Raw genomic sequence first — 22,474 nt, 5'->3', positions numbered from 1 at the left:
TCAAGTCGGACAACTTGTTGCCGCTTTATTGTAAACAACCGTTCCACCCTTTTGTACATACACATATGCTTTTAACGCAGCATCACTACTGTGTTCAAAAATAAAGCACTGTCCGTTTGTGGAAACACTGGTCTGCCCCAAACGATTAAAAGTCACACTGCTATCCCCACTCGTTTTTGTGACATGCGTTGGCACCCAAGTTTTAAAAGGTGTTGCCACACTACTATCTAACGCTACGACCCGATCACTCTGTTTAAAGATCGCTTCTGATCTCGTTTCGCTCAATAAATCCACAAAATCACGGGTATCGCTTCGCAATTGATTACTCCGAACCATTTGGATAAAAGACGGAGCCGCCATCATCGCGATAATTGCCATCACCGCAATGGTCACCATAAGTTCTATGAGTGTAAAACCTTTATTTTTTTGCATATCATCCCCAAGGCAACCCTTTACCTCATTAAAAATAGTATCCAATTAGATTACAAAACCCACACAAATAGAGATGAATGGCATAAAAAAACAGATAACTGCAAAAAATAGTTATCTATTTTTTAAAATTATAATTCAGGTGATAAGTACGTTACATTTTAAGCTTGAGTGACTGGAATACGTAACTCTTTAGGCAGGCTAAAAGTGATATTTTCTTCACGTCCATTTAGTTCTTGAGGCACGTCTGCACCCCAATCTTGTAAACGCTGAATCACCTGTTTAATTAGAATCTCTGGTGCGGAAGCTCCAGCAGTTACACCAATTTGAGACTTACCTGCAAACCATCCCTGCTTTAGCTCATCGGCATTATCGACTAGATAAGCCGCTTTACCCATACGCTCAGCCAGCTCACGTAGGCGGTTTGAATTTGAAGAGTTTGGAGAACCTACTACTAGAACCACATCACAACGTTCCGCCAGATCGCGCACGGCATCCTGACGGTTTTGCGTAGCGTAGCAAATATCATCTTTACGCGGGCCTTGGATCATTGGGAATTTTTGACGTAAAGCATCAATCACTTTTGCCGTATCATCAATTGATAAAGTCGTTTGCGTGACAAAGGCGACTTTTTCAGGATTTCGCACAGTTAAAGCAGCAACGTCTTCTTCGTCTTCTACTAAATAGATATCACCGCCATTTTTCTTGTCATATTGACCCATGGTACCTTCGACTTCAGGGTGACCCTCATGACCAATCAGGATCGCTTCTACACCTTCACGGGCATATTTGGTCACTTCAATATGTACTTTAGTGACCAACGGGCAAGTCGCGTCAAAAACTTTTAAACCACGGCGTTCAGCCTCAAGCTGGACGGCTTTAGAAACACCATGTGCGCTAAAAATCACGATATTATCGTCAGGAACTTCGTCGAGTTCATCGACAAAAATCGCACCACGCTGACGTAGGTCATCGACGACAAATTTGTTGTGCACCACTTCATGCCGCACATAAATCGGTGGGTTAAAGCATTCCAGGGCACGGTTCACGATCGCAATGGCACGATCTACACCAGCACAAAAACCACGTGGGTTGGCTAAAACAATTTCCATAGAATCCTCAATACTCACACCATTTTTAGCGGTTCAATTGAAATAAATGTAAACAATCGACTGACAACTATTTAGTTTAAAGCCGCTCTACTCTAAAATAGAGAAGATATTTTATCATATCAGGAAAAATATCATGTCGGGTCTCTTGTTTGTCGTTTCTGCAGCGTCTGGAACAGGCAAAACATCCCTTGTTAAAGCCCTACTTGAGCGTGTCAACAATCTTCACGTTTCTGTGTCACACACCACACGCGGTCAACGACCTGGCGAACTCGATGGCGTACACTATCATTTCTCCAATAAAGACGATTTTTTAAATCTGGTCAATGAAGGTGGTTTTATCGAATACGCCGAAGTATTTGGTAATTACTACGGTACCGCGCAGGCCACAGTCAAAGAACAACTAGCCAAAGGCCATGATGTGCTACTGGAAATTGACTGGCAAGGTGCACAACAGGTTCGTCGACTTTTTCCTGAATCTAAACAAATTTTTATCTTGCCACCAAGCCAGTTCGACTTGCGTGAACGCCTATCTAACCGTGGTACTGATGCTGTGGATGTGATTGAACATCGTCTAAGCTGCGCGGTAGAAGATATGCAACAATATAGCAACTTTGACTATATCATCATTAATGATGACTTTAATAAGGCGCTGCATGACCTGGAAGCGGTGATTATCGCCAATCGTCTGGTGCTGAGTCAGCAAGCCAACCGTCATAAAAAACTGATTCAGAAACTGATTACGCCGACTGAGCAGTGATTAAAACTTGAGTCTATAGACAAAGCCTTTTATACTGTGCAGTCTGTTAAAATTTATTATTCAAACGAGAATTCTTATGGCACGCGTCACCGTTGAAGATTGTTTAGACCATGTAGACAACCGCTTTGAGCTTGTACTAGTGGCAAGCAAGCGCGCGCGTCAATTGGCACGTCAAGGTATTGAACCAACTGTAGAATGGGACAATGATAAACCGACTGTTGTTGCTTTACGTGAAATCGCTTCAGGTCATGTATCAAAAGACATTTTGAAACAACGTGATCAAGACTATCAAACATCAAGTCTGGATCTTGCACTTTCTGCAAATAATCTAAACTTAGACGGTTTTTCTTTCCAATAAGAGATCGTCACTCAAAAAGCCTAGTTCTAAACTAGGCTTTTTTTGTTATGTGACTTTTATATTTATGCCAGAACGGTTATAACATAAGGGTTAGCTATCAAGTTTGAATGGGTTTTCTGCTCTGTAGCAGCAAAAAACTATCAAGCCAGGAAATTCACATTTCTAGAATGCTTTCACGTTTTATTTGTAAAAAATTCAGTTGAAAAAGGTGTTTTATGCCAGGCCCACAGGTCAGTCAAGCCAAGCAGCAGTTAGAGATCATTATCGATGCGTATTTAAGTGAAAGCGATGTCGAACGTGTGCTTGCGGCCTGTGATTATGCAGATATGGCACATGACGGGATTGTGCGTAAAAGTGGTGAACCTTATATTTTACATCCGATTGCGGTCAGCTGTATCTTGGCACATATGCGTTTGGACACTGAAACCTTAATGGCCGCCCTGCTGCATGATGTGATTGAAGATACCGAATTTAACAAAGATGATATTAGCAAGATTTTTGGTTTTACCGTCGCTGAACTGGTCGATGGTGTCACCAAACTGAGTCATTCGAGCGATAAAGAATATAATAAAGCGGCTTCTTTCCGGAAAATTCTGCAAGCGACTTTACAAGATCCACGTGTCATTATTGTGAAACTGGCCGACCGTTATCACAACATGACCACTTTGGACGCATTGCGCCCCGACAAACGCGCGCGTATTGCCCGCGAAACCTTTGAAATTTTTGTTCCCATGGCCCGTATTGTCGGCATGAATGAAATGGCCGATAATCTGGAACATCTTTGTTATCAGAATCTAGATCTGGACATGTATAACAATGTGCAGGCCGCCCTGTTGGAAACCAAGCCAAAACGCTGTGAATATCAGGCTAAATGGGAAAAAAACCTGACCGAACTGCTGCAACAGAATGCCATTCAGGGCCGAATTAAGAAGAAAAATAACAATATTGAGCTACTGCGCCACTTCGTTAAAAATGACATCGATCTACAAGAATTAACTCACAGCCATGCTTTTGAAATTATTTTACAGAGCATTGCCGATTGTGACCGACTGGCAGAGATTCTGACCCATAGCTTTAAGATTCAAAGCTATGAAGACCATATCCGTCGTCCATTACCGGGTGGCAACCAGTCCCTGATGATGCGACTGAAAGGCGAAAAGACGACCTTGTCGCTCACCATTCAAACAGAACTCATGCGTAAAGCGGCACGCTTTGGTGTCGTACTCGGTGAAAGTGCCCCGCAGGCCTGCCGCTCTGCGATTCAGGCCTCGATGCAGAATCTGAATGTTCTGGTCGATGGTGAATGCGCCAAAACGACTTTTAGTGAATTACTGGATTATTTACATCAGGAAAAAATCTGGGTCTATACCCCGCACGGCCATTTACATGAATTGCCACAAGGCGCCACGGCGGTTGACTTTGCTTATGCCGCGAGTTTATTCCTAGGCAATCATGCGGTGGGTGCAAAAATTAATAATGAAACCAAGCCCCTTTCAACACCTCTAGTCAGTGGTCAGGTGGTAGAAATCATTACTGATGTCTTGGCCACTCCAAATCCGGATTGGCTCAGTTTTATTAATACCCAGAAAGCTCGTCGTGCTATTCAGAATATTCTGCGCGATCAGGATCCAGATGAGCAACGTTTGGTCGGACAACAGGCTCTCAATCGTGCCTTGAAATTGTTCCATCGTTCTATTCGTGATCTGACGGAAGCAGACTGGAAAAACCTCTTAGAATGGCGCCATGTTTCCAGTAAAGAGCAGCTGTTTGAACAGATTGCAGTCGGTGATTTATTACCGCAACTGGTGGCCAACCATTTATTTGCCCAAGATCAGCATCAGAATATTGCCAGCTCAGACCGTCTGATTCAGGGAACGGAAGGTGTCGATGTCAAATATGCACATTGCTGCAATCCTGTGCTGGGTGATCCAATTCAGGGGCATTTGACCCGTCGCGGTCTGATTGTGCATCGTGCGCGCTGCCATAACCTGCTGCATGAACAGCATCAGCATCCAGAAAATATCATGTTGTTGCAGTGGACCTCTGATGATCTGGAAGATATCAGCTTTACTGCCTATCTCAGCATTGACCTGGACATGAATGACGAGCAGATTTCCGACCTGATTTACCAATGTCGTAAAGCGCATTCCGGGGTGGAAATGGTGCGCACTCAGGATGACAAAACTTACGTCAATATCGTGGTGCATAACCGTAAACAGATTGCACAGATTATCCGGGATTTACGCATGTATTTCGGTTTCCCGCGAATTATCCGTCTGGCACAGCCCGTCGTTTTCAGTGAAGCCTCTAAAGCGAGTTAATCATTTAAAACGATAGTGCTTTGATCGGCCGAATTGATCGAATATGATGTATGTCGATGATAAAAGGAGAAATTAATGTCCCGCCAAGTAATCCATACTGAAAATGCCCCTGCTGCGATTGGCACTTATTCGCAAGCCATTTTAGTGGGTGATACCTTATATCTATCAGGTCAAATTGGCCTGGATCCTTATAGTATGGAACTGGTTGAAGGCATTGAAGCTCAAATTCGCCGGGTGTTTGATAACTTAAAAGCAGTCTGTGAAGCCGCTGGTGGCTCTTTGGCAGATATTGCCAAACTGAATATTTTCCTGACCGACTTATCTCACTTTCAACTGGTCAATCAAATTATGGGTGAGTATTTTGCCCAGCCCTATCCAGCACGTGCCGCTTTAGGTGTGGCCAGCCTGCCTAAAGATGCCTTGGTTGAAATGGATGGCATTGTCATAATTAATCAATAAGTTATAAAAATTACTCAATCCCCACCCTGCAATATCTCATTCTAAATCATGAATCGCTTTTGTGTGGAAATCCGAGCAGTACTTGGATTTCCGCTCAGGTGGTGATTTTTTATCTAAATCATCAATCATGATAAAAGCTATTTCAAATGATTTTTATTGACAAACGATAACAATTATCAATAATATTACTTATCTTATTTAATCACTGTGGTTGTGTCCTATGTACGTTTGTCTATGCCGCGGCATTACAGATCAAGACATTAAAGATGCTATTGCAAATGGCGCTGAAAGTTATCGTGATGTCCGCGATATGTTGGACTTGGGAACTTGCTGTGGTCGCTGTGCACCAGAAGCCCGCATGATCATCAGTGATGAGGTTTCACAAATTGCAGCACGGCTAGCAGTTGCAGCATAAATTTAAAAAGATTTCTCCCTATAAGCATAATGAAAAAACAATGATCTTTGGTCATTACTCCTCCCCCGCCTTTGACTCTGGCGGGTTTTTATTGCCATTCATCTGAGTCTGAATGGATTCGATGTCGATTTTCATTTGCTGTTCCTTGACATCCTCACCTCTTTAAATAGAGCTGATTCCTCCTGCGAGACGCTTATGCCCAAGCGCAAGTATGTTCTTAGCACTATTCAAGTCCCGATCCAGAACACTTGAACAGTTTTCACATTCCCATACTCTTATTCGCAAATCTGTTCTACCTTTCGGACTGCTTGCAGTGACCTCGCCACAGCACGAACACATTTGGGTTGTGAAACTTTCACTAACTTCTTCAAACCATACTCCTGCGTTCTCGCATTTATACTTGAGCATGGTCTTGAATGCTGAAAATCCGGTATCCAGAACAGACTTCGCCATCTTGGTTTTCACCAGTTTTTTCGCACTCAGATCGCCTACAACAATTAGTGCATTTTTCTTTATAAGCATCGTACTTGCTTTGTGCAAATGGTCTTTACGACAGTTTGCAATCTTGGCGTGTAATGCACGGACCCGTTTTCTATTTTTCGCTCGTTGAGCAATCCCTAATTTCTGTTCATATTGACGGTAGAACTTGGGATTTGAAATTATCGTACCATCCGAACAAGTGGCTATATCCTTTAAGCCCAGATCAATCCCAATCAAATTAGTCGCACTCGATTTCTCAATTTTAGAGCTATTCACAACTAAGCAGACATACCAGCGGCCACGCGCATCCTCGACAAACGAACCAGTCTTGATACTGTAATTTGACAGTCCATAGCTATCCCATATTTTAAACTGATGCTTGCCATACTGGATATGGCCATCAGCATACTTGATTGCTACTTTCTTAAAGGGTATCCAACCTAGTGATCTTCTGGCTGATTTCTTATGACTGACCCGCCATTTTAGTTTAGTCTTCTTGAATTGCTTTCTGCGTATGACTAATTCTTCGGTAACAGCCTGAATGGTTTGACTATGTAACCCACAAAGCCTAGATGTACCTTTCGTATATTCAGCAATATCGTAAGCACTGAGAAATTCACCTTTTCTTTTAAGGTGTTTAAAGCTTAAATCATTGACATAATTCCAGACGAAATTCACTTCAGATGCTAATTGCTCTAATATCTTGGAATGTTTATCTTTAATGCGTAATTTAAGTGTTTTCATGCGATTATTTTATCAATGAAAATAACCAATAGAATATCCAAAGTTAAAAATGTTAATTTGAAACGACATTTCATGTCGTATGGCTTAGGTCACTCATTTATATCCCTGCCTTGAAAACGAGGTTTTACGTTTGATTTGATAAATTACTCGCCATTTGCCCCTGACTTGCTTTACTATCAGGATTAGAGCGCTTTCTTAGAAAGATAAAACAGGTCCAAATGGAGTTATGCGATGAAAGGCAATCGTGATGTGATTAATCAGCTCAATCAGGTGTTGTATCACCACTTAACTGCCATTAACCAGTATTTCCTGCATTCGCGCATGTTTAATGACTGGGGCATTGAGAAACTGGGCTCGGCAGAATATAAAGAATCCATTGTTCAGATGAAACATGCCGATAAAATTATTGAACGTATTTTATTTTTGGAAGGTCTGCCGAATTTACAAAATCTGGGCAAACTGTATATTGGTCAGTATACTCAAGAAGTGCTGCATTGTGATGTACGCAAAGTCAAAGAGAATATTGAAGCCATCCAGAAAGCAGTGGCATTGGCTGAAACCCAAATGGATTATGTGACGCGTGATCTGGTTCAGGAAATCCTAGAGAAAGAAGAAAACTATCTGGACTGGACCACAACACAAATTGATTTGATCGAAAGCATTGGCATTGAAAACTATATTCAAAGTCAGCTCTAAACTTAAAATTAAGCCAAGAAAAAGCCAGCATCTGCTGGCTTTTTTTGTATTTAGCGAGACATATCCTGCGTTAATTCCTCATAACTCATTTCAGTTTTCTGAATGGTCTTTAAGCGTTGCAGCTGATGCTTGGCCTCAGCCTCGTAGCCATTAAAAGCTAAGAGTTTGGCATATTTGATCAGGTTATATTTGGTTGGATAGCTCAAGACCATTTGTTCACCTTCCTGAATCTGTTCAACAGACGCTTTGCTATAAGGATTTAAACGAATCCAGCCAATGCGATGATTAAACTCGGTCAGCAGATAGATCGGTTTTTCATTGGTGATTTTTTCCTGCTGCTTTTCATAACGAATACTTTGTCCGAGTTTTGGTACTGCAACGTCATAATCCCGATAAATCACAATCAATAGAAGTAACCCAACAGCAAAAGTGAATTGCATGCCGATTGATGGCATAACCACTGTTTTAATTTTTGGATTTTGTGCCAGAACCGTACCCAGAATAAAACCGACTGGCAGCAGGAAATAGGCATAATGCTGTGGAAACTCAAACATGGCATGTGTGACAAATGCTCCAATCATCAAAATTCCAATGACAGACTCTGGCGTATTGACCCAGCGTTGCAACTGATAGCCCAAATAACCAAAGTAGGCCAAGAAAGGCAGACCGATGATCAGTCCATTCCAGAGCAAAAAGTCCAGAATAAAATTATGCGCACTTCGAATCCAAACTGGGCCTTGTATGGTATCGCTGATCGAGACAAAAGCCACACTGGTCTGATACCAGCCATAGCCAAACCATGGCTGCGCCTGAATTGCGGCCAGCATCTGCTGCCAGATGGCGAGTCGTGACATATCTCCGGTAGCACGAGATACCACATCCCTGCTTTGTACGATGTCCGTATTCATCGCCTGTGCAGCCAACTGACTGAGTAAAGGAAAGGCCACAATACATGCAATAAAGAAAATGAACCAAGCGATGCTGTAATACCATTTCAGGCGAATAATGCCTTTATATTGATAAATGGCAAGATAAATCATGATGGCTATGGCAGCTACCCACGAGGTACGGGATTGGCTAAGCGCGATGCCCATAATGATCGATAATGCGCAAGTCATTAACCACTTTGTTTGAATCTTTTTCTTTTCATAAAGATATAGGCAACTCATCAGCGACATAAGTAAAAACGTCGCCATATTATTTGGCTGGGCAAAATTGGCATAGGGACGTTGAGTACCACTGATATTCACCATGCCTACCAAGACTGAATCCAGATTTATCCACTGACATAGAGCAATTAAGCCTGTAATGGTGCCTGACACCAAGAATACATAGCTTAAATGGGTAAAGGTTTCTTCTCGGCTATTGTTTCCTCTAGAAAAATTATAGCCAAGTACACTTGCCAGCCAAAAGCTAAAAACAAAAATAAAGCCCATCATGGCAGTGCTAAAGAAAAATACCTGTCCTGTCAGAAAATGTATCAGTGGTACACAGGCGAGTAGCAATAATGGCAGACTGAGAGCTGGAATTTTGAGTTTTTCTTTGAGGCAAATTGCAGCTAAAGCAAATAGTGCAAAAAAGGCATATAGCTCACCCGTATATGTCACCCAAGGCCGATAATGAATGGGCATGAGCCATGCAAGGGAAATGAGGATTGCTGCTATTAGAGCGAGCATAAATTTCATGGAAATATCAAGCGGTAGAAGTTTGGCACATGATAAACAAAAAGCAGATTAAAGGGGAATCTGCTTTTTGTTTTGATCTTTCAAATACAAGTTAGTTCCACGGGCGAAGGTCGACGATTGCAAGTGGTTTACCCTGTGCATCAAGCAGTACCGTCATATCTATTTGACTTGCCTTTAGTGGTACAAATCCTACTGCTGTAGGTGAGTCGTCTAAAATTTTACGAACACTTAATGCCTCATTGTACTCATAAAGTTTTCTAATATTCAAAATATTTTTACCTTGCACAAGTGCTTTATTATCAAATTCAATATAACGATCTGGCATTTGTGATAATGACACTCCTCCAAGCACTTCCGTAAATAAATCGGCTTGACGCTTTTGAATATCTGTAGCCACCTCGACCATCACATATTGAGGTTTTAATAATGAGGGCTGTTTGTACTGTGGCTGTGCCTTTTCAATATGTTCATTGATGATTTCATTTTTACGCACAAGCTCAAAACGGTCTACATTATAAACAATCCAAGCTGGTCGCCCCTGCTCCAAACTATAAATACCATACATTAAAGCCGAAATCTGGATCAAAATAATGACAGTCAAATCAAATTTTAAGGTTTTTTTATGTTCTTTATAAACCAATAAACCTAATAAAGGTCCAACAATAATATCAATAGCAAATAACATTAAAATGATATAAGTTACACCAACAGCTTTTGCAAGTGGTGTAGGGTACCAACAGTAAAAAACAACCCCAAGCACCACTAGGGCAATGATAAAGGATAACGTTAGATGCTTGATAAAAAACTGAATACGCTTTGTCATAACCAATTACTTCATGTTTGGGGCTGATAGATCATCATGCTTTTTTAAAAATAGCGATGCAATATTATTACTTTGGTGTGTATCGATTTTTGATAAATCTTTGAATAAAGCCTTTTTATTATATAGTGCATTCGATACTTCAAAATAATAATTTGCTTTCACCCAATCTTGATTAAAGTAAAATATTTGTGCCATTTTAAATAAATTATAGTAGCTTGGTTGACTAACTACATAGTGCTCAAATGAATCTAATTTGTCTTCAGCATACTGTTTATCCACTTTTGCAACAATAAACTCAGCTCGATCTGCAAACTGTGAAAAAATGACTGATTGCTTATTTTGTGATTGACCTGTATTTTCCATACCTGATGCATAGCCCAGATTCGTCAACCATTGATCATATTGTTGAAATATTAAAGCGTAAAATATAATTGAAAATAAAAAAGTTACTTGCTTTAATTTTTCATTGATTGAGATTGTATTGACATTGCAATTTATCAATAATACTCCAACAAAGAACCCCAAAGGGAATAAGAAATAGCTATAATATAGTGGATATTCAAGCTGAGCATGCACCAATATACATAGCATCATTATAAATACATAAAGTTCATCTGTTGTTTTAATATTACAAATAATCACCTTGATTAAGTACAAACTATAAAAAATCAAAAGAATACCAAATGGAATGCCTACCCATAGTATTAAATCAATCATAATATTGTGTGCACTTGAGAGATTGCCTTCATTTTGAAATAAAAGTGCACCCTCGAATTGAGCAATCGAAGTTTGATACCAACCGTAACCCGACCAAGGTTGCTGTTGGATGGCATAGATCATATGCTTCCACATTTCAATACGAGCAAAACCACTATTGATACGATCTTCTAAAGGAATCGGTGCAACTAATTTTAAGTATTCAGCAATTTCAGCATTAAAAATAAAAAGAAACACATACAATGCGAGCGATAAAAATATGATTTTTCCTGTTGATGTTCTTTGAAAATTTATTTTTTTTAACACATATACAACTAGTAAGACAATCATAACAATCCATGTCGTTCTAGACTGCGTCAGGCTAAGAGCATGAATTTCTAAAACAAGTAATAGCACACATAAGAACCATTTATATTCATGCCGCTCATATAAAAACACCACACTGCAAATACTCATCATTAAAAGTGTTGCTAAATGATTGGGTTGCCCTAAGTTTGCATAAGGCCGATTATGACTTAAATTTAAGATATAAGGATGAGAGATTTGAAGCCATTGCGCAATGGCGAATAAACTACTAATCAAACCAATAATCGTAAAAAAATATGCAATATATTGAATAATTTTATTTCGATCTGCTAACTGATGACTGTTATAACCATAAAAAAGAGACGCTAAAAAACCAAAAACAAAACAAAAACTAAAAAAAGCCGTAGAAAAATAATAGACCTGGCCAAATATAAATTGGATAAAAGGAATTAAACAAATATAAAGAAGAGGAATAATAATTTTGGGTAGTTTAACTTCTTTTTTATAAAACAAAAAAAAACATAAAATTAAACCCAAAAACCATAAAAAATCTTGCGAGGATGATGTCCATGGGAGTGCTGATAAGCCTATGAAATAAGATAAGGCAAAACAAAGAAAAATCGTAAAAATTATAATTTTCATATTAATTTCATTTGTAAAAAAAGCTGACCGAAGTCAGCTTTTACTACTTTCAAACTCTTAGAAAGTACCTGCAGTTTGTACTTTACGGCAAGTAGCTGGCAAATATTTCTGTTTATCAGCATCGCCACTCACTAAACCACAAGACCAAGACTTAATTAAAGCTGTTGTAGCTGTATCAGTAGTTACACCTGAAACAGTAGTTAAATTTAATGCAACGTTACCATCAACATCAGTTGTAGGTGTCATATAGATATTTAAACCTGCTGCACTTTTCAATGAAGTATCATTTGTTAATGTTACGCGGATTTGTCCTACAGAGGTACCAGAATTTGAAACTGCTACTTGTTGAACATATTTAGTTGCTGCTTTTGTCTTATCTGTACCAGCTTCACCTTGTTCACAGCCCCATTTTTGACCTGTAGCTGGAATAGTACCTGAATCAACTGCTTCAGTTACTGCTGAACGACAAGAAGAGGCAGCTAAAATACCTTCAGATACTTTGGCGCGAACTGTATAGTCTTGATAAGCAGGAAGAGCAACCGCAGCAAGAATACCAATAATCGCAACAACGATCATTAATTCGATCAGGGTGAAACCCTTTTGAACTGATTTCATAACATTCTCCACAAATGTTTATTGTTTATTTATAAGCCTAAGGAAAAAGCTCATTTAGCTTAATTTTATATTTAGCACTAAGTATGCCAAGTTTTATTATAATAATTTTAGAATAAAAAACAGTACTTTAAAAAAATATTTTTATTTTTGTAATTATTATGTTTTCTTTTGTGTAACTAACTGACAAAAATTGTCAGTTAGTTACACAGTTCACCCTAATACAATGGGTTTATTCCCTAATTCATTTTCTAAATCATCTATTTTACGATCATAGTACTGATCTAAGACCTGTCCAATCTGCTTAATCCCTTCAATTACACCTTCTTTAAACTTCTGCTGAGCGAGATGTTGAATAATATTTTGGCAGATTTCATCCCAAACTTGCTGGGTCGTTGCATCTTTAATTCCTCGATCAATCACAATCTCAACCTTATGCTCGCAGAGGTTCAAATAGAGCAGTACCCCGCTGTTATATTCAGTATCCCAGACACCGAGCTCGGCAAAGAGTTGTCGAGCTCTACACAAAGTATCCTGATAATAGGCTGATCGTGCAGATAAGCATCCCTCGATTACGACCTGAATTTCTCCGACATGACCATGCTCTGCTTCTTCAACAGCTAGTGCAATTGCATGTTGATCCTGCTTGGAGAAAAAACGCTTGGTCGCCGGCATATAAAAGAAATGCTTGAGCCAGCGCTTAAAACTCGGCTGTGCATGCTCTTCTAACTTCGGCTGTGTGACAATCTCTGTTGTATCTGTTGTTGTTACCATGAGCCTGATGCTCCTCCCCCACCAAAACCGCCACCGCCACCACCGAAGCCGCCACCAAAACCACCACGACCATTACCGCCGCGGCCACCACCGGCCATAAACGCATGTAAAATCAGCTGAGCCAGTGAAGTGACCAATAAAAAGAATACTCCGGCACCAATCATTAAACTCGCAATTAAGCCCATGCCATTGACCAGTCCAGCAGCAGTTCCAGCCACTGCAGCCGTTGCAGCACTGAGCTTTTTACCAAAAATCATCGAAGCAACCACACCAGCAATAATAATAAAGATCACAGCACCAAAAGTTGCTTGAGAAGCTTGTTGCGCTTTATAGGCCTGTTCGTGTAGTTCTTTCAGTTCATCTGCAGCTTGAGCTGCAATTTCAGGATCTAGATTTAAAATCCGTTCAATTTCTGCCAGTCCAGAATCAATCCCCTGAGCATACTGTCCTTGCTTAAAATACGGCGTGATGTTGTCATTAATAATCCGGCCAGCCACGATGTCAGGCAACACACCTTCCAGACCATAACCGGTCAAAATCTGAATGCGGCGATCATTAATGGCAATGGTCATCAATAAACCATTGTCGCGTTTGGCTGAACCCAGCTGCCAGGCTTCAGCAACGCGCATGGAATAATCAAAAATATCTTCTTGCCCCGTGGTCGGAACAATGACTACACCTATTTGCCCTTTGCCTTCATTATAAAGTTTCAGAATACGCTGACTGAGTTGCTGTTTTTCAGCGGGACTAAGTAAATTTGCCTGATCAATGACCGGCTCATTCATACTCGGTAAATCTCGCTGTAGCTGCCCTTCTGCCATATCGTTGGTAATCTGTGGCTGTGATGCTGCTTCAATTTCTGTTTCAGCTTCACTTTTTTGAGCTGAAGTATTTTGACCAATTTTTGGCTGCAAAATTTCACGAGCTACGATGACTTCTTCAGTATCTGTAGCTGTGGCCGTTTCTGCTGAAACAAGTGTCGTCATCCCCATGCCCAGCATGAGAATCAAACCAGCACAGTATTTCAGCAGCATCTCGGACATCTGATCTCTCGCTTATTTACAGATCTTACTTATTCAAAGGAAACTGTTGGAGCTTTCTGTGCACTTTGCTCGGCGCTAAAGTTCGCTTTGGTGTCCATACCAATCACTTTAGCGGTCATGACTTGCGGGAACTGACGAGCATAAGAGTTAAAGTCCTGAACCGTTGTGATATAACGGTTACGTGCCACAGCAATCCGGTTTTCAGTCCCTTCTAACTGTACTTGTAAATCACGGAACTGTTGATTTGCTTTCAAATCTGGATAATTCTCAGTGACGGCTAAGAGACGAGACAAGGCGCTGGTCATCTGCGCCTGTGCTTCCTGATAACGCTGGAATAATTCAGGATCTTCCAGCACTTCACGATCTACTTTTAAACCGGCAACATTGGCACGTGCTTGTGTCACTTCAGTTAAAACCTGCTCTTCATGCGAGGCATAGCCTTTGACCACATTTACCAGATTAGGTACTAAATCGGCACGGCGCTGATACTGGTTTTGTACTTCGGACCAAGCGGCCGTTACGGCTTCATCTTTGACTTGCAAGGTATTATAGCCGCAACCACTTAAGGTCAAGGTACTGGCCAGCATCAAGGCGATAAGAGATTGTTTAAATACACGCATGATATCTTGTCCTCAATTCTTTATTAATATTTATATAATTAATTTGATTTTAAACAGTATTTTCTAAAGTTTTGTTACTTTTTATAATCTTTTTTAATGGCCTCTCTTTAAGTTAGACAATATCCAAAAATAAAAAACCCGCCGTGGCGGGTTTTTTGAATGATGACTATTGATCTTTAACGGTTAGACATCAAGGTAATCCAGGATACCTTCAGCTGCCTGACGGCCTTCCCAGATTGCGGTTACCACAAGATCAGAACCACGAACCATATCACCACCAGCGAAGATTTTTGGATTTGAGGTCTGGAATTTGTATTGTTGCTGCTCAGCGGCAACGACACGACCTGAACCATCCAGATTAATTTCCACATCGGTGAACCAGTCTGCTGGACTGGTACGGAAACCAAAAGCCAGCAGAACTGCATCTGCCGTCAAAATTTCTTCTGAACCTGGAATCGGCTCTGGACTACGGCGACCACGACTGTCTGGCTCACCTAGCTGAGTAGTAATAAATTTCACGCCAGTTACTTTGCCATTTTCACCGACGATTGCGATCGGCTGACGGTTAAACTGGAAATTCACCCCTTCTTCACGTGCATTTTGTACTTCACGACGTGAACCTGGCATATTTTCTTCATCACGACGGTAAGCACAAACGACCGATTCAGCACCTTGACGAATTGAGGTACGGTTACAGTCCATAGCTGTATCACCACCGCCTAAAACGATGACTTTCTTGCCTTCCACGCTGATGTATTCAGCTGGGTCTTTTTCCCAGCCCTGACAACGATTGACATTCGCAATCAGGAAATCTAGTGCATCATACACACCATCCAGATCTTCACCGGCAAAACCACCTTTCATATAGGTATAGGTTCCCATACCCATAAATACCGCATCATAATCGGCAAGTAACTGGTCGATGGTCACATCTGTACCAATCTCAGTGTTCAGACGGAATTCAACACCCATACCGGTGAAAATTTCACGGCGGCGCTTCATTACGTCTTTTTCCATCTTGAACTCTGGAATACCGAAAGTCAGCAAACCACCAATTTCCGGACGTTTATCAAAGACCACAGGTTTTACCCCGTTACGCACCAGAATATCTGCACAGCCAAGTCCTGCCGGACCTGCCCCGATAATCGCGACTTTTTTATTGGTCCATTGCACATTGGACATATCTGGACGCCAGCCCAAAGCAAAGGCGGTATCATTGATATATTTTTCTGCATTCCCGATCGTCACTGCACCGAAACCGTCGTTCAGGGTACATGCCCCTTCACACAGACGGTCTTGCGGACAAACACGGCCACAGACCTCCGGCAAGGTATTGGTCTGGTGACACAGTTCAGCCGCCTGGAACAACCGGCCTTCAGACACCAGTTTCAACCAGTTGGGAATGTAGTTATGTACCGGACATTTCCATTCACAATAAGGGTTACCACAGCCTAGGCAGCGATGCGTCTGATTGGCTGCAATTTCCGCTGTGTAAGGCTTATAAATTTCCACAAATTCTGCTTTGCGGACATCAATCTCTTTTTTCTCTGGATCTTGGCGTGCGACATCCAGGAATTGAAAGTCATTATTCAGGCGTTCTGCCATGTCTCTCTCCGTGGGTAGATGTAAGGGGTTCACAGTTGCCTTACATCTGCCTATGTTTCTGCAGTAGTGGAATTATTGTGGATCAGCTTGAGTTGTTTTCAACAGCGTTTGCAAGTTGGCTGCTTTTGGTTTTACCAACCAGAACTTACGGCTGTAGAAGTCAAACTCATGGCGGATCTTGTACGCCCAAGCACTACCCGTTTCTTTAATATGTTCATCCAGGATACGACCCAGGAAGGCTTTGTGCTCTTCCATCGCTTCGGTTGAAATACGATTCAGCTCAATCAGCTCATGGTTATAATGATCAACGAAGTCATTATCCAGATCAAGTACATAAGCAAAACCACCCGTCATACCTGCACCGAAGTTATGCCCAACTTTACCCAGTACCGTCACGATACCACCTGTCATATATTCACAGCAGTGATCACCTGCACCTTCAATCACGGCAAATGCACCCGAGTTACGTACTGCAAAACGCTCGCCTGCTGTACCCGCTGCATATAGCTTACCGCCAGTCGCACCGTACAAACAGGTATTACCAATAATCGCGGTATTTTGCGTCTGGAATGGTGAACCTTTTGGCGGAAAGATCGAGATACGACCACCAGCCATGCCTTTACCGACATAGTCATTGGCATCGCCTTCCAGGCTGATATGCAGACCACCGGCATTCCAGACACCCAGCGACTGACCCGCAGTACCATTCAGGTGAACTTTCACCGGATGGGCCTCCATGCTCAGGTTGCCATAGCGTTTCGCAATTTCACCAGACAGACGGGCACCAATCGAACGGTCACAGTTACCGATCGTGAAGCTATATTCGCCGCCAGTTCCTGCTTCAATCGCAGGCAGAATCTCATCCACCATTTTCTCTGCCAGAATCCCTTTATCGAATGGTGCATTGCCTTGAACCTGACAATACTGTGCTTTACCTTCTGCAGCAGGATGTGACTCAAGCAATTTGCTTAAATCAAGATGTGCATGCTTTGCAGTTTCACCCGGCAAGACTTCCAGCAGATCCGTACGGCCAATCAGGTCTTTCAGACTTGATACACCGAGTGCTGCCAGCCATTCACGGGTTTCTTCAGCAATAAAGGTGAAGAAGTTGATCAGCATTTGTGGCTCGCCAATATAATGCTCTTGACGTAAATGATCTTGCTGGGTTGCTACACCGGTTGCACAGTTATTCAAGTGGCAGATACGCAGGTATTTACAACCCAAGGCAATCATTGGAGTCGAACCAAAGCCGAAGCTTTCTGCACCCAGAATTGCTGCTTTGACAACATCCAGACCGGTTTTTAAACCGCCATCTGTTTGTACGCGAACTTTACCACGCAGGTCATTGACACGAAGGGCCTGATGCGCTTCAGAAAGACCCAGTTCCCACGGTGAACCTGCATGATGAATTGAAGAAAGTGGAGAAGCCGCTGTCCCGCCATCATAACCAGAAATGGTAATGAAATCGGCATACGCTTTCGCTACACCTGCCGCAATCGTACCGACACCCGGTTCAGAAACCAGCTTAACTGACACCATCGCCTGTGGGTTAACCTGTTTTAAATCAAAGATCAACTGTGATAAATCTTCAATTGAATAGATGTCATGATGCGGAGGTGGCGAAATCAGGGTAACGCCCGGCACAGAGTAACGTAAACGGGCAATCAGACCATTCACTTTACCACCCGGCAACTGACCACCTTCACCTGGTTTTGCACCTTGCGCGACTTTAATCTGGAGAACTTCTGCTGATGTTAAATAAGCAGGCGTTACACCAAAACGGCCCGATGCAATTTGTTTGATTTTCGAGTTACGGATGGTGCCGTAACGCGCTGGATCTTCACCGCCCTCACCCGAGTTTGAACGACCGCCAATCGTATTCATGGCAATCGCAATCGCTTCATGTGCTTCAGGTGACAGTGCACCCAAAGACATACCCGCAGAGTCAAAGCGAGGCAGGATCTCTTCCACAGATTCCACTTGTTCGACTGGAATCGAGTTGTCTGTTTTCAGTTTGAACAGGTCACGAATCGTCGCAATTGGACGGTTATTCACCAGTTCCGCATATTCTTTAAAATCTGCGTAGTTCCCAGAACGTACTGCTTTATGTAGCGAGTTGATCACGTCCGGGTTAAAGGCATGGTATTCCTTGCCGAATACAAATTTCAGCAAGCCGCCCTGATCGATTGGTTTACGGTTTTTCCAGGCAATATCCGCCAACTGTTTCTGATCATTTTCAAGGTCGACAAAAGTGGCACCCTGAATACGGCTTGGCACACCGATGAAGCATTTACCCACCACTTCATCCGATAGACCGACTGCTTCAAACAGCTGACCACCACGGTAAGAGGCAACCGTAGAAATACCCATTTTCGAAAGAACTTTCAATAAGCCTTTTTCAATCCCTTTACGGAAATTGTTTTGTGCATAAATCGGATCACCCAATAATTCGCCTTTCGCGACCAGATCATTGATCACGTCATAAGCTAGGTATGGATAGATCGCAGTTGCACCAAAACCAAGTAGCACTGCAAACTGATGTGGATCACGGGCAAATCCGGTTTCAATAATCAGGTTAGCGTCAGTACGCAAACCGGTATTGATCAGGTGATGATGCACCGCGCCGGTGATCATGAAAGCATTGGCTGGCAAGTAACCTTCACGGATTTTTTTGTCTGAAAGCACCAGTAAGGTTTTACCATCACGAATGGCTTGCGCAGACTCTTCACAAATACGCGCAATCGCAGCTTCCAGACCTTCGGTTTCAGCATAGTTCAGGTCGATATCTGCAATTTCATAGCCGGCACGACCCAGCGTACGGATCTGATGCATTTTCGAATTAGACAGCACAGGGCTAGAAATGATCAGACGATCAGCATGCTCAGGTCCTTGTTCAAATACATTTTGTTCACGACCTAAACAGGTTTCCAGTGACATCACAATCGATTCACGTAGTGGATCGATCGGCGGGTTGGTCACCTGTGCAAACTGCTGGCGGAAATAATCCGACACATGGCGCACCTGACGAGACAATACCGCCATTGGGGTATCATCACCCATAGAGCCAACAGCTTCCTGACCGCTTTCAGCAATCGGACGTAACAACTGGTCACGCTCTTCAAAGGTCACCATGAACATTTTTTGTGCCGCTTTCAGACCATCGCCTTTTAAGCCTTGATCACATAAATATTCTTCCAGCTCTGGACTACCTTGCAGACGCACAGAATTTTCACGTAACCATTCGCGGTATGGACGCATGCGTTTCAGATGATTATTGACATCTTGCGTATCCAGCACCTTGCCGGTTTGTGTGTCGATCACCAGCATCTGACCTGGACCCACACGTCCTTTAGAAATCACATCTTCAGGCTGATAACCCCAGACACCAATTTCAGAAGCCAATGTGATATAACCATTTTTGGTAATGACCCAACGCGCAGGACGCAGACCATTACGATCCAGCATACAGATCGCATGACGCCCATCCTGAATCACCAGACCTGCCGGGCCATCCCAAGCTTCCATATGTTTTGAGTTGAATTCATAGAATGCACGCAAGTCTGCATCTAAGGTTTCCACATTCTGCCAGGCAGGCGGAACCAGCATACGGAGTGCACGGAACAGATCCATGCCACCACCGACCAGAATCTCCAGCATGTTATCCAGGCTTGAAGAATCTGAACCGGTACGGTTCACAATTGGATTCAGTTCAGTTAAACCAGGCAATAACGGATTTTCAAATTTTGGCACACGCGCCATGGCCCAGTTACGGTTCGCAGTAATGGTATTAATTTCACCATTGTGCGCCAAGTAACGGAACGGTTGTGCCAAAGGCCAGCGTGGCAGAGTATTGGTCGAGAAGCGCTGATGGAACACCACAATATGCGATTCCAAACGTGGATCAGCCAGATCTGTATAAAAATCTGCAATCGCTTCCGGCATCATCAAGCCTTTATAGCTGATCACCGTTGAACATAAAGTCGTGACATAGAAAGACGTATCATTGCTTAACAGCTGCTCTGCACGACGGCGTGCCAGGAATAACTTACGGTTAAATTCAACCTCAGTCACACCCATTGGACAGTTAACAATAATCTGTTCAAATGCTGGCATCGATTGCAAAGCAATTTCACCAAGGGCATCGACATTGGTCGGAATCACACGCCAAGCCAAAACGATTAAACCTTCAGCTTCAATCTCTTTGTTTAAAACCTGTTTGGCATGAGCAGCAAGCGCAGGATCAAGATTTAGGAATACTGAACCTACAGCAAAGACTTCACTTAAGGTGGTATCACTTAAGCGTTTTGCTTCTTCACGGAAGAATTTTTTTGGCATTGCCAAGAGCAAACCACAACCATCTCCAGTCTTGCCATCTGCGGCAATACCACCACGGTGGGTCATACAACTCAAACTATGAATCGCGGTCTTGACGAGATCATGGCTAGCATCACCCTGCATATGGGCGATCAAACCGAAACCACAGTTATCTTTAAACTCATCCGGTTGGTATAAACCTTGAGCGGGAGCTACATTGTTAGGCGATGGCATGTGCATAGCGTACCCTTCTTTCACGAAGCCTCAACAGGCTGTTAAACAATCTAAATTTTTCTCTGCGCTGGCGTCTAATGGACTTGAGAAGACCGTCTTGGTAGAGCAAAAGTATTTTTCTTTATTTCTTCAGACTAGTCCTTTTTTAGACTAAATGCATAACAAATAAAGTTTATTCTGCTCATGAATAACATAAAAATCTGGAATAAATATGACATTCATACGGTGTCATCGAATCATTTTTCGCGCTAAAACAGGGAGATTAATTCAATTCATGCACCAATAAAGCAAATTCCATGCCAACAAACAGCGCATAAATTAAAACAATACAGATGACAAAGATTTAGCGCAGAACAGCACTCTAAGGGTTAATTTTAATGTGCATTTTTTGCACCAAAAGCGCTCATTTTTAATTCTGTAATTTTTTGGATGCGCTATTTTAGACCGAACTAATTAAATGGATCACTAATCTCGTTATTTTGAGGACGCGGATTACTGCCCTGAGCAGGTCGATTATTGTTATTTTGCGGTTGAGGCGTGCCTTCTACAGCACTTTCAGATTTCTGTACATCGACCACATTTCCCGATGAATCACGGCGCACAATGGTGGTACTGGTAGTCGCAGCATCAGAACTACGCGGCTTGACCTCAGTCTGGGTTTGCTGCTGTCTAAGTCGCACCGATTCATCTACTTTCGGCAAAGGCACATTTTTCAAACGAATTTCGTAAAGCTTTTGATTACTGGCCAATTCATCTGAACCCAGATTATTGACCAGACTGACATATTGCTGCATTTGCACGACTTCGGGTTTAACTGAAGCCGGTAAATTTAACTTCAATGTAGAGAGTGCCTGATTGGCTTGTGACGCAGTATTATATTGACCATACAACAATACATATTGTTCTGGCTGATTTTCACCTGAGACTCTTAAATAAATAAAAGGTTTACGATCGGACTGTTTTTTAAGAAAACTTTTTAAAATTGCTTCATTGGTCACACGAAATAATTCAATTGAGTGCTGTTTTTTGGCTTCATTGACAAATTTAGTACCGCGAAATTCTGGCTCATGACTGGCATTCACGACGGTACGTGTATTTAGGTCCAGTGGTTTCACTTCCTGAAAAAGTGCACCAAGATGGGTCATTGTGGCTACTTTTTCTGGTTGAATCTGCAACTGAACTTCAGTTTCAGGCTTTTTTTCAATTTCGATGACATCATCTGAATCAGTCACCGCCCAAAAGACTAAGGCAGCAAATAGGCAGCATACACCACAGACCAGCCAGAAATAATGCTGAATCTTTTGCCAAGGAGTATGTAATGCTGCCAT

19 protein-coding genes are annotated in these 22,474 nt (G+C 42.1%); 6 read left to right on the top strand and 13 right to left on the bottom strand.

The features are described from left to right. Together PYW33_RS01705 and ispH are read right to left on the bottom strand one after the other, a co-directional pair. Positions 1–432, bottom strand: a complete 432-nt coding sequence (locus PYW33_RS01705; RefSeq protein WP_004644978.1) for a pilus assembly FimT family protein — start codon at positions 430–432, stop codon at positions 1–3. Between the two features lie 158 nt (positions 433–590). Beyond that, positions 591–1,541 (bottom strand): 4-hydroxy-3-methylbut-2-enyl diphosphate reductase, encoded by a 951-nt coding sequence (gene ispH / locus PYW33_RS01700; protein WP_004644976.1) that lies wholly within the window; start codon positions 1,539–1,541, stop codon positions 591–593. Positions 1,542–1,674: 133 nt separating this feature from the next. Here ispH and gmk point away from each other — a divergent pair, with 133 nt between their 5' ends. The 5 genes from gmk to PYW33_RS01675 all read left to right on the top strand — a co-directional run bounded on the left by gmk (position 1,675) and on the right by PYW33_RS01675 (position 5,851). Beyond that, on the top strand, positions 1,675–2,298 hold the full coding sequence (gmk, locus tag PYW33_RS01695) for a guanylate kinase (RefSeq protein ID WP_004644975.1): 624 nt from the start codon (positions 1,675–1,677) through the stop codon (positions 2,296–2,298). 76 nt (positions 2,299–2,374) lie between these two features. Further along, positions 2,375–2,656 (top strand): DNA-directed RNA polymerase subunit omega, encoded by a 282-nt coding sequence (rpoZ, locus tag PYW33_RS01690; RefSeq protein ID WP_004281186.1) that lies wholly within the window; start codon positions 2,375–2,377, stop codon positions 2,654–2,656. 215 nt (positions 2,657–2,871) lie between these two features. Beyond that, positions 2,872–4,977: a RelA/SpoT family protein gene (locus PYW33_RS01685; RefSeq protein ID WP_004644974.1), complete on the top strand. Its 2,106-nt coding sequence runs from the start codon at positions 2,872–2,874 to the stop codon at positions 4,975–4,977. Positions 4,978–5,052: 75 nt separating this feature from the next. Beyond that, positions 5,053–5,436 (top strand): RidA family protein, encoded by a 384-nt coding sequence (locus PYW33_RS01680; protein WP_004644973.1) that lies wholly within the window; start codon positions 5,053–5,055, stop codon positions 5,434–5,436. A 220-nt stretch (positions 5,437–5,656) separates the two neighbouring features. After that, positions 5,657–5,851 carry a bacterioferritin-associated ferredoxin gene (locus tag PYW33_RS01675; RefSeq protein WP_004644972.1) on the top strand — a complete coding sequence of 65 codons (195 nt, stop codon included), beginning with the start codon at positions 5,657–5,659 and terminating at the stop codon, positions 5,849–5,851. 162 nt (positions 5,852–6,013) lie between these two features. On the opposite strand, the gene PYW33_RS01670 is transcribed toward PYW33_RS01675, so the two are convergent. Continuing rightward, a complete protein-coding gene (locus tag PYW33_RS01670) occupies positions 6,014–7,075 on the bottom strand; it encodes an RNA-guided endonuclease InsQ/TnpB family protein (protein ID WP_004644971.1) in 1,062 nt (353 codons plus the stop codon). A 231-nt stretch (positions 7,076–7,306) separates the two neighbouring features. On the opposite strand from PYW33_RS01670, the gene bfr reads away from it, so the two are divergent. Further along, positions 7,307–7,771: a heteropolymeric bacterioferritin subunit Bfr gene (bfr, locus tag PYW33_RS01665; protein ID WP_004644969.1), complete on the top strand. Its 465-nt coding sequence runs from the start codon at positions 7,307–7,309 to the stop codon at positions 7,769–7,771. A 50-nt stretch (positions 7,772–7,821) separates the two neighbouring features. On the opposite strand, the gene PYW33_RS01660 is transcribed toward bfr, so the two are convergent. From PYW33_RS01660 to PYW33_RS01615, 10 genes are all read right to left on the bottom strand, one after another. Further along, positions 7,822–9,456 (bottom strand): PglL family O-oligosaccharyltransferase, encoded by a 1,635-nt coding sequence (locus PYW33_RS01660; RefSeq protein ID WP_004644968.1) that lies wholly within the window; start codon positions 9,454–9,456, stop codon positions 7,822–7,824. Between the two features lie 91 nt (positions 9,457–9,547). Then, the gene (gene tfpZ / locus PYW33_RS01655; RefSeq protein WP_004644967.1) at positions 9,548–10,279 is read right to left on the bottom strand and encodes a TfpX/TfpZ family type IV pilin accessory protein; all 732 of its coding nucleotides are present in this window, start codon (positions 10,277–10,279) and stop codon (positions 9,548–9,550) included. Between the two features lie 6 nt (positions 10,280–10,285). Next, positions 10,286–11,944 (bottom strand): O-antigen ligase family protein, encoded by a 1,659-nt coding sequence (locus PYW33_RS01650; protein WP_004644966.1) that lies wholly within the window; start codon positions 11,942–11,944, stop codon positions 10,286–10,288. A gap of 57 nt (positions 11,945–12,001) precedes the next feature. Beyond that, a complete protein-coding gene (locus tag PYW33_RS01645) occupies positions 12,002–12,559 on the bottom strand; it encodes a pilin (protein WP_004644965.1) in 558 nt (185 codons plus the stop codon). Positions 12,560–12,769: 210 nt separating this feature from the next. Beyond that, the gene (locus PYW33_RS01640; protein WP_004644963.1) at positions 12,770–13,330 is read right to left on the bottom strand and encodes a TPM domain-containing protein; all 561 of its coding nucleotides are present in this window, start codon (positions 13,328–13,330) and stop codon (positions 12,770–12,772) included. Next, a complete protein-coding gene (locus tag PYW33_RS01635; RefSeq protein WP_004644962.1) occupies positions 13,324–14,373 on the bottom strand; it encodes a TPM domain-containing protein in 1,050 nt (349 codons plus the stop codon). Before PYW33_RS01635 ends, PYW33_RS01640 begins: the two co-directional genes overlap by 7 nt. A 29-nt stretch (positions 14,374–14,402) precedes the next feature. Continuing rightward, positions 14,403–14,993, bottom strand: coding sequence for a LemA family protein (locus tag PYW33_RS01630; RefSeq protein ID WP_004644961.1), 591 nt, complete (start codon positions 14,991–14,993; stop codon positions 14,403–14,405). Positions 14,994–15,176: 183 nt separating this feature from the next. After that, positions 15,177–16,598: an FAD-dependent oxidoreductase gene (locus PYW33_RS01625; RefSeq protein ID WP_004644960.1), complete on the bottom strand. Its 1,422-nt coding sequence runs from the start codon at positions 16,596–16,598 to the stop codon at positions 15,177–15,179. Between the two features lie 72 nt (positions 16,599–16,670). Then, positions 16,671–21,146: a glutamate synthase large subunit gene (gene gltB, locus PYW33_RS01620; RefSeq protein WP_016806918.1), complete on the bottom strand. Its 4,476-nt coding sequence runs from the start codon at positions 21,144–21,146 to the stop codon at positions 16,671–16,673. Between the two features lie 449 nt (positions 21,147–21,595). After that, positions 21,596–22,474 (bottom strand): hypothetical protein, encoded by an 879-nt coding sequence (locus tag PYW33_RS01615; protein WP_016806916.1) that lies wholly within the window; start codon positions 22,472–22,474, stop codon positions 21,596–21,598.

Source organism: Acinetobacter lwoffii (assembly GCF_029024105.1).
Taxonomy (GTDB): domain Bacteria; phylum Pseudomonadota; class Gammaproteobacteria; order Pseudomonadales; family Moraxellaceae; genus Acinetobacter; species Acinetobacter lwoffii.
This window is presented reverse-complemented; position numbering and strand designations above follow the sequence as displayed.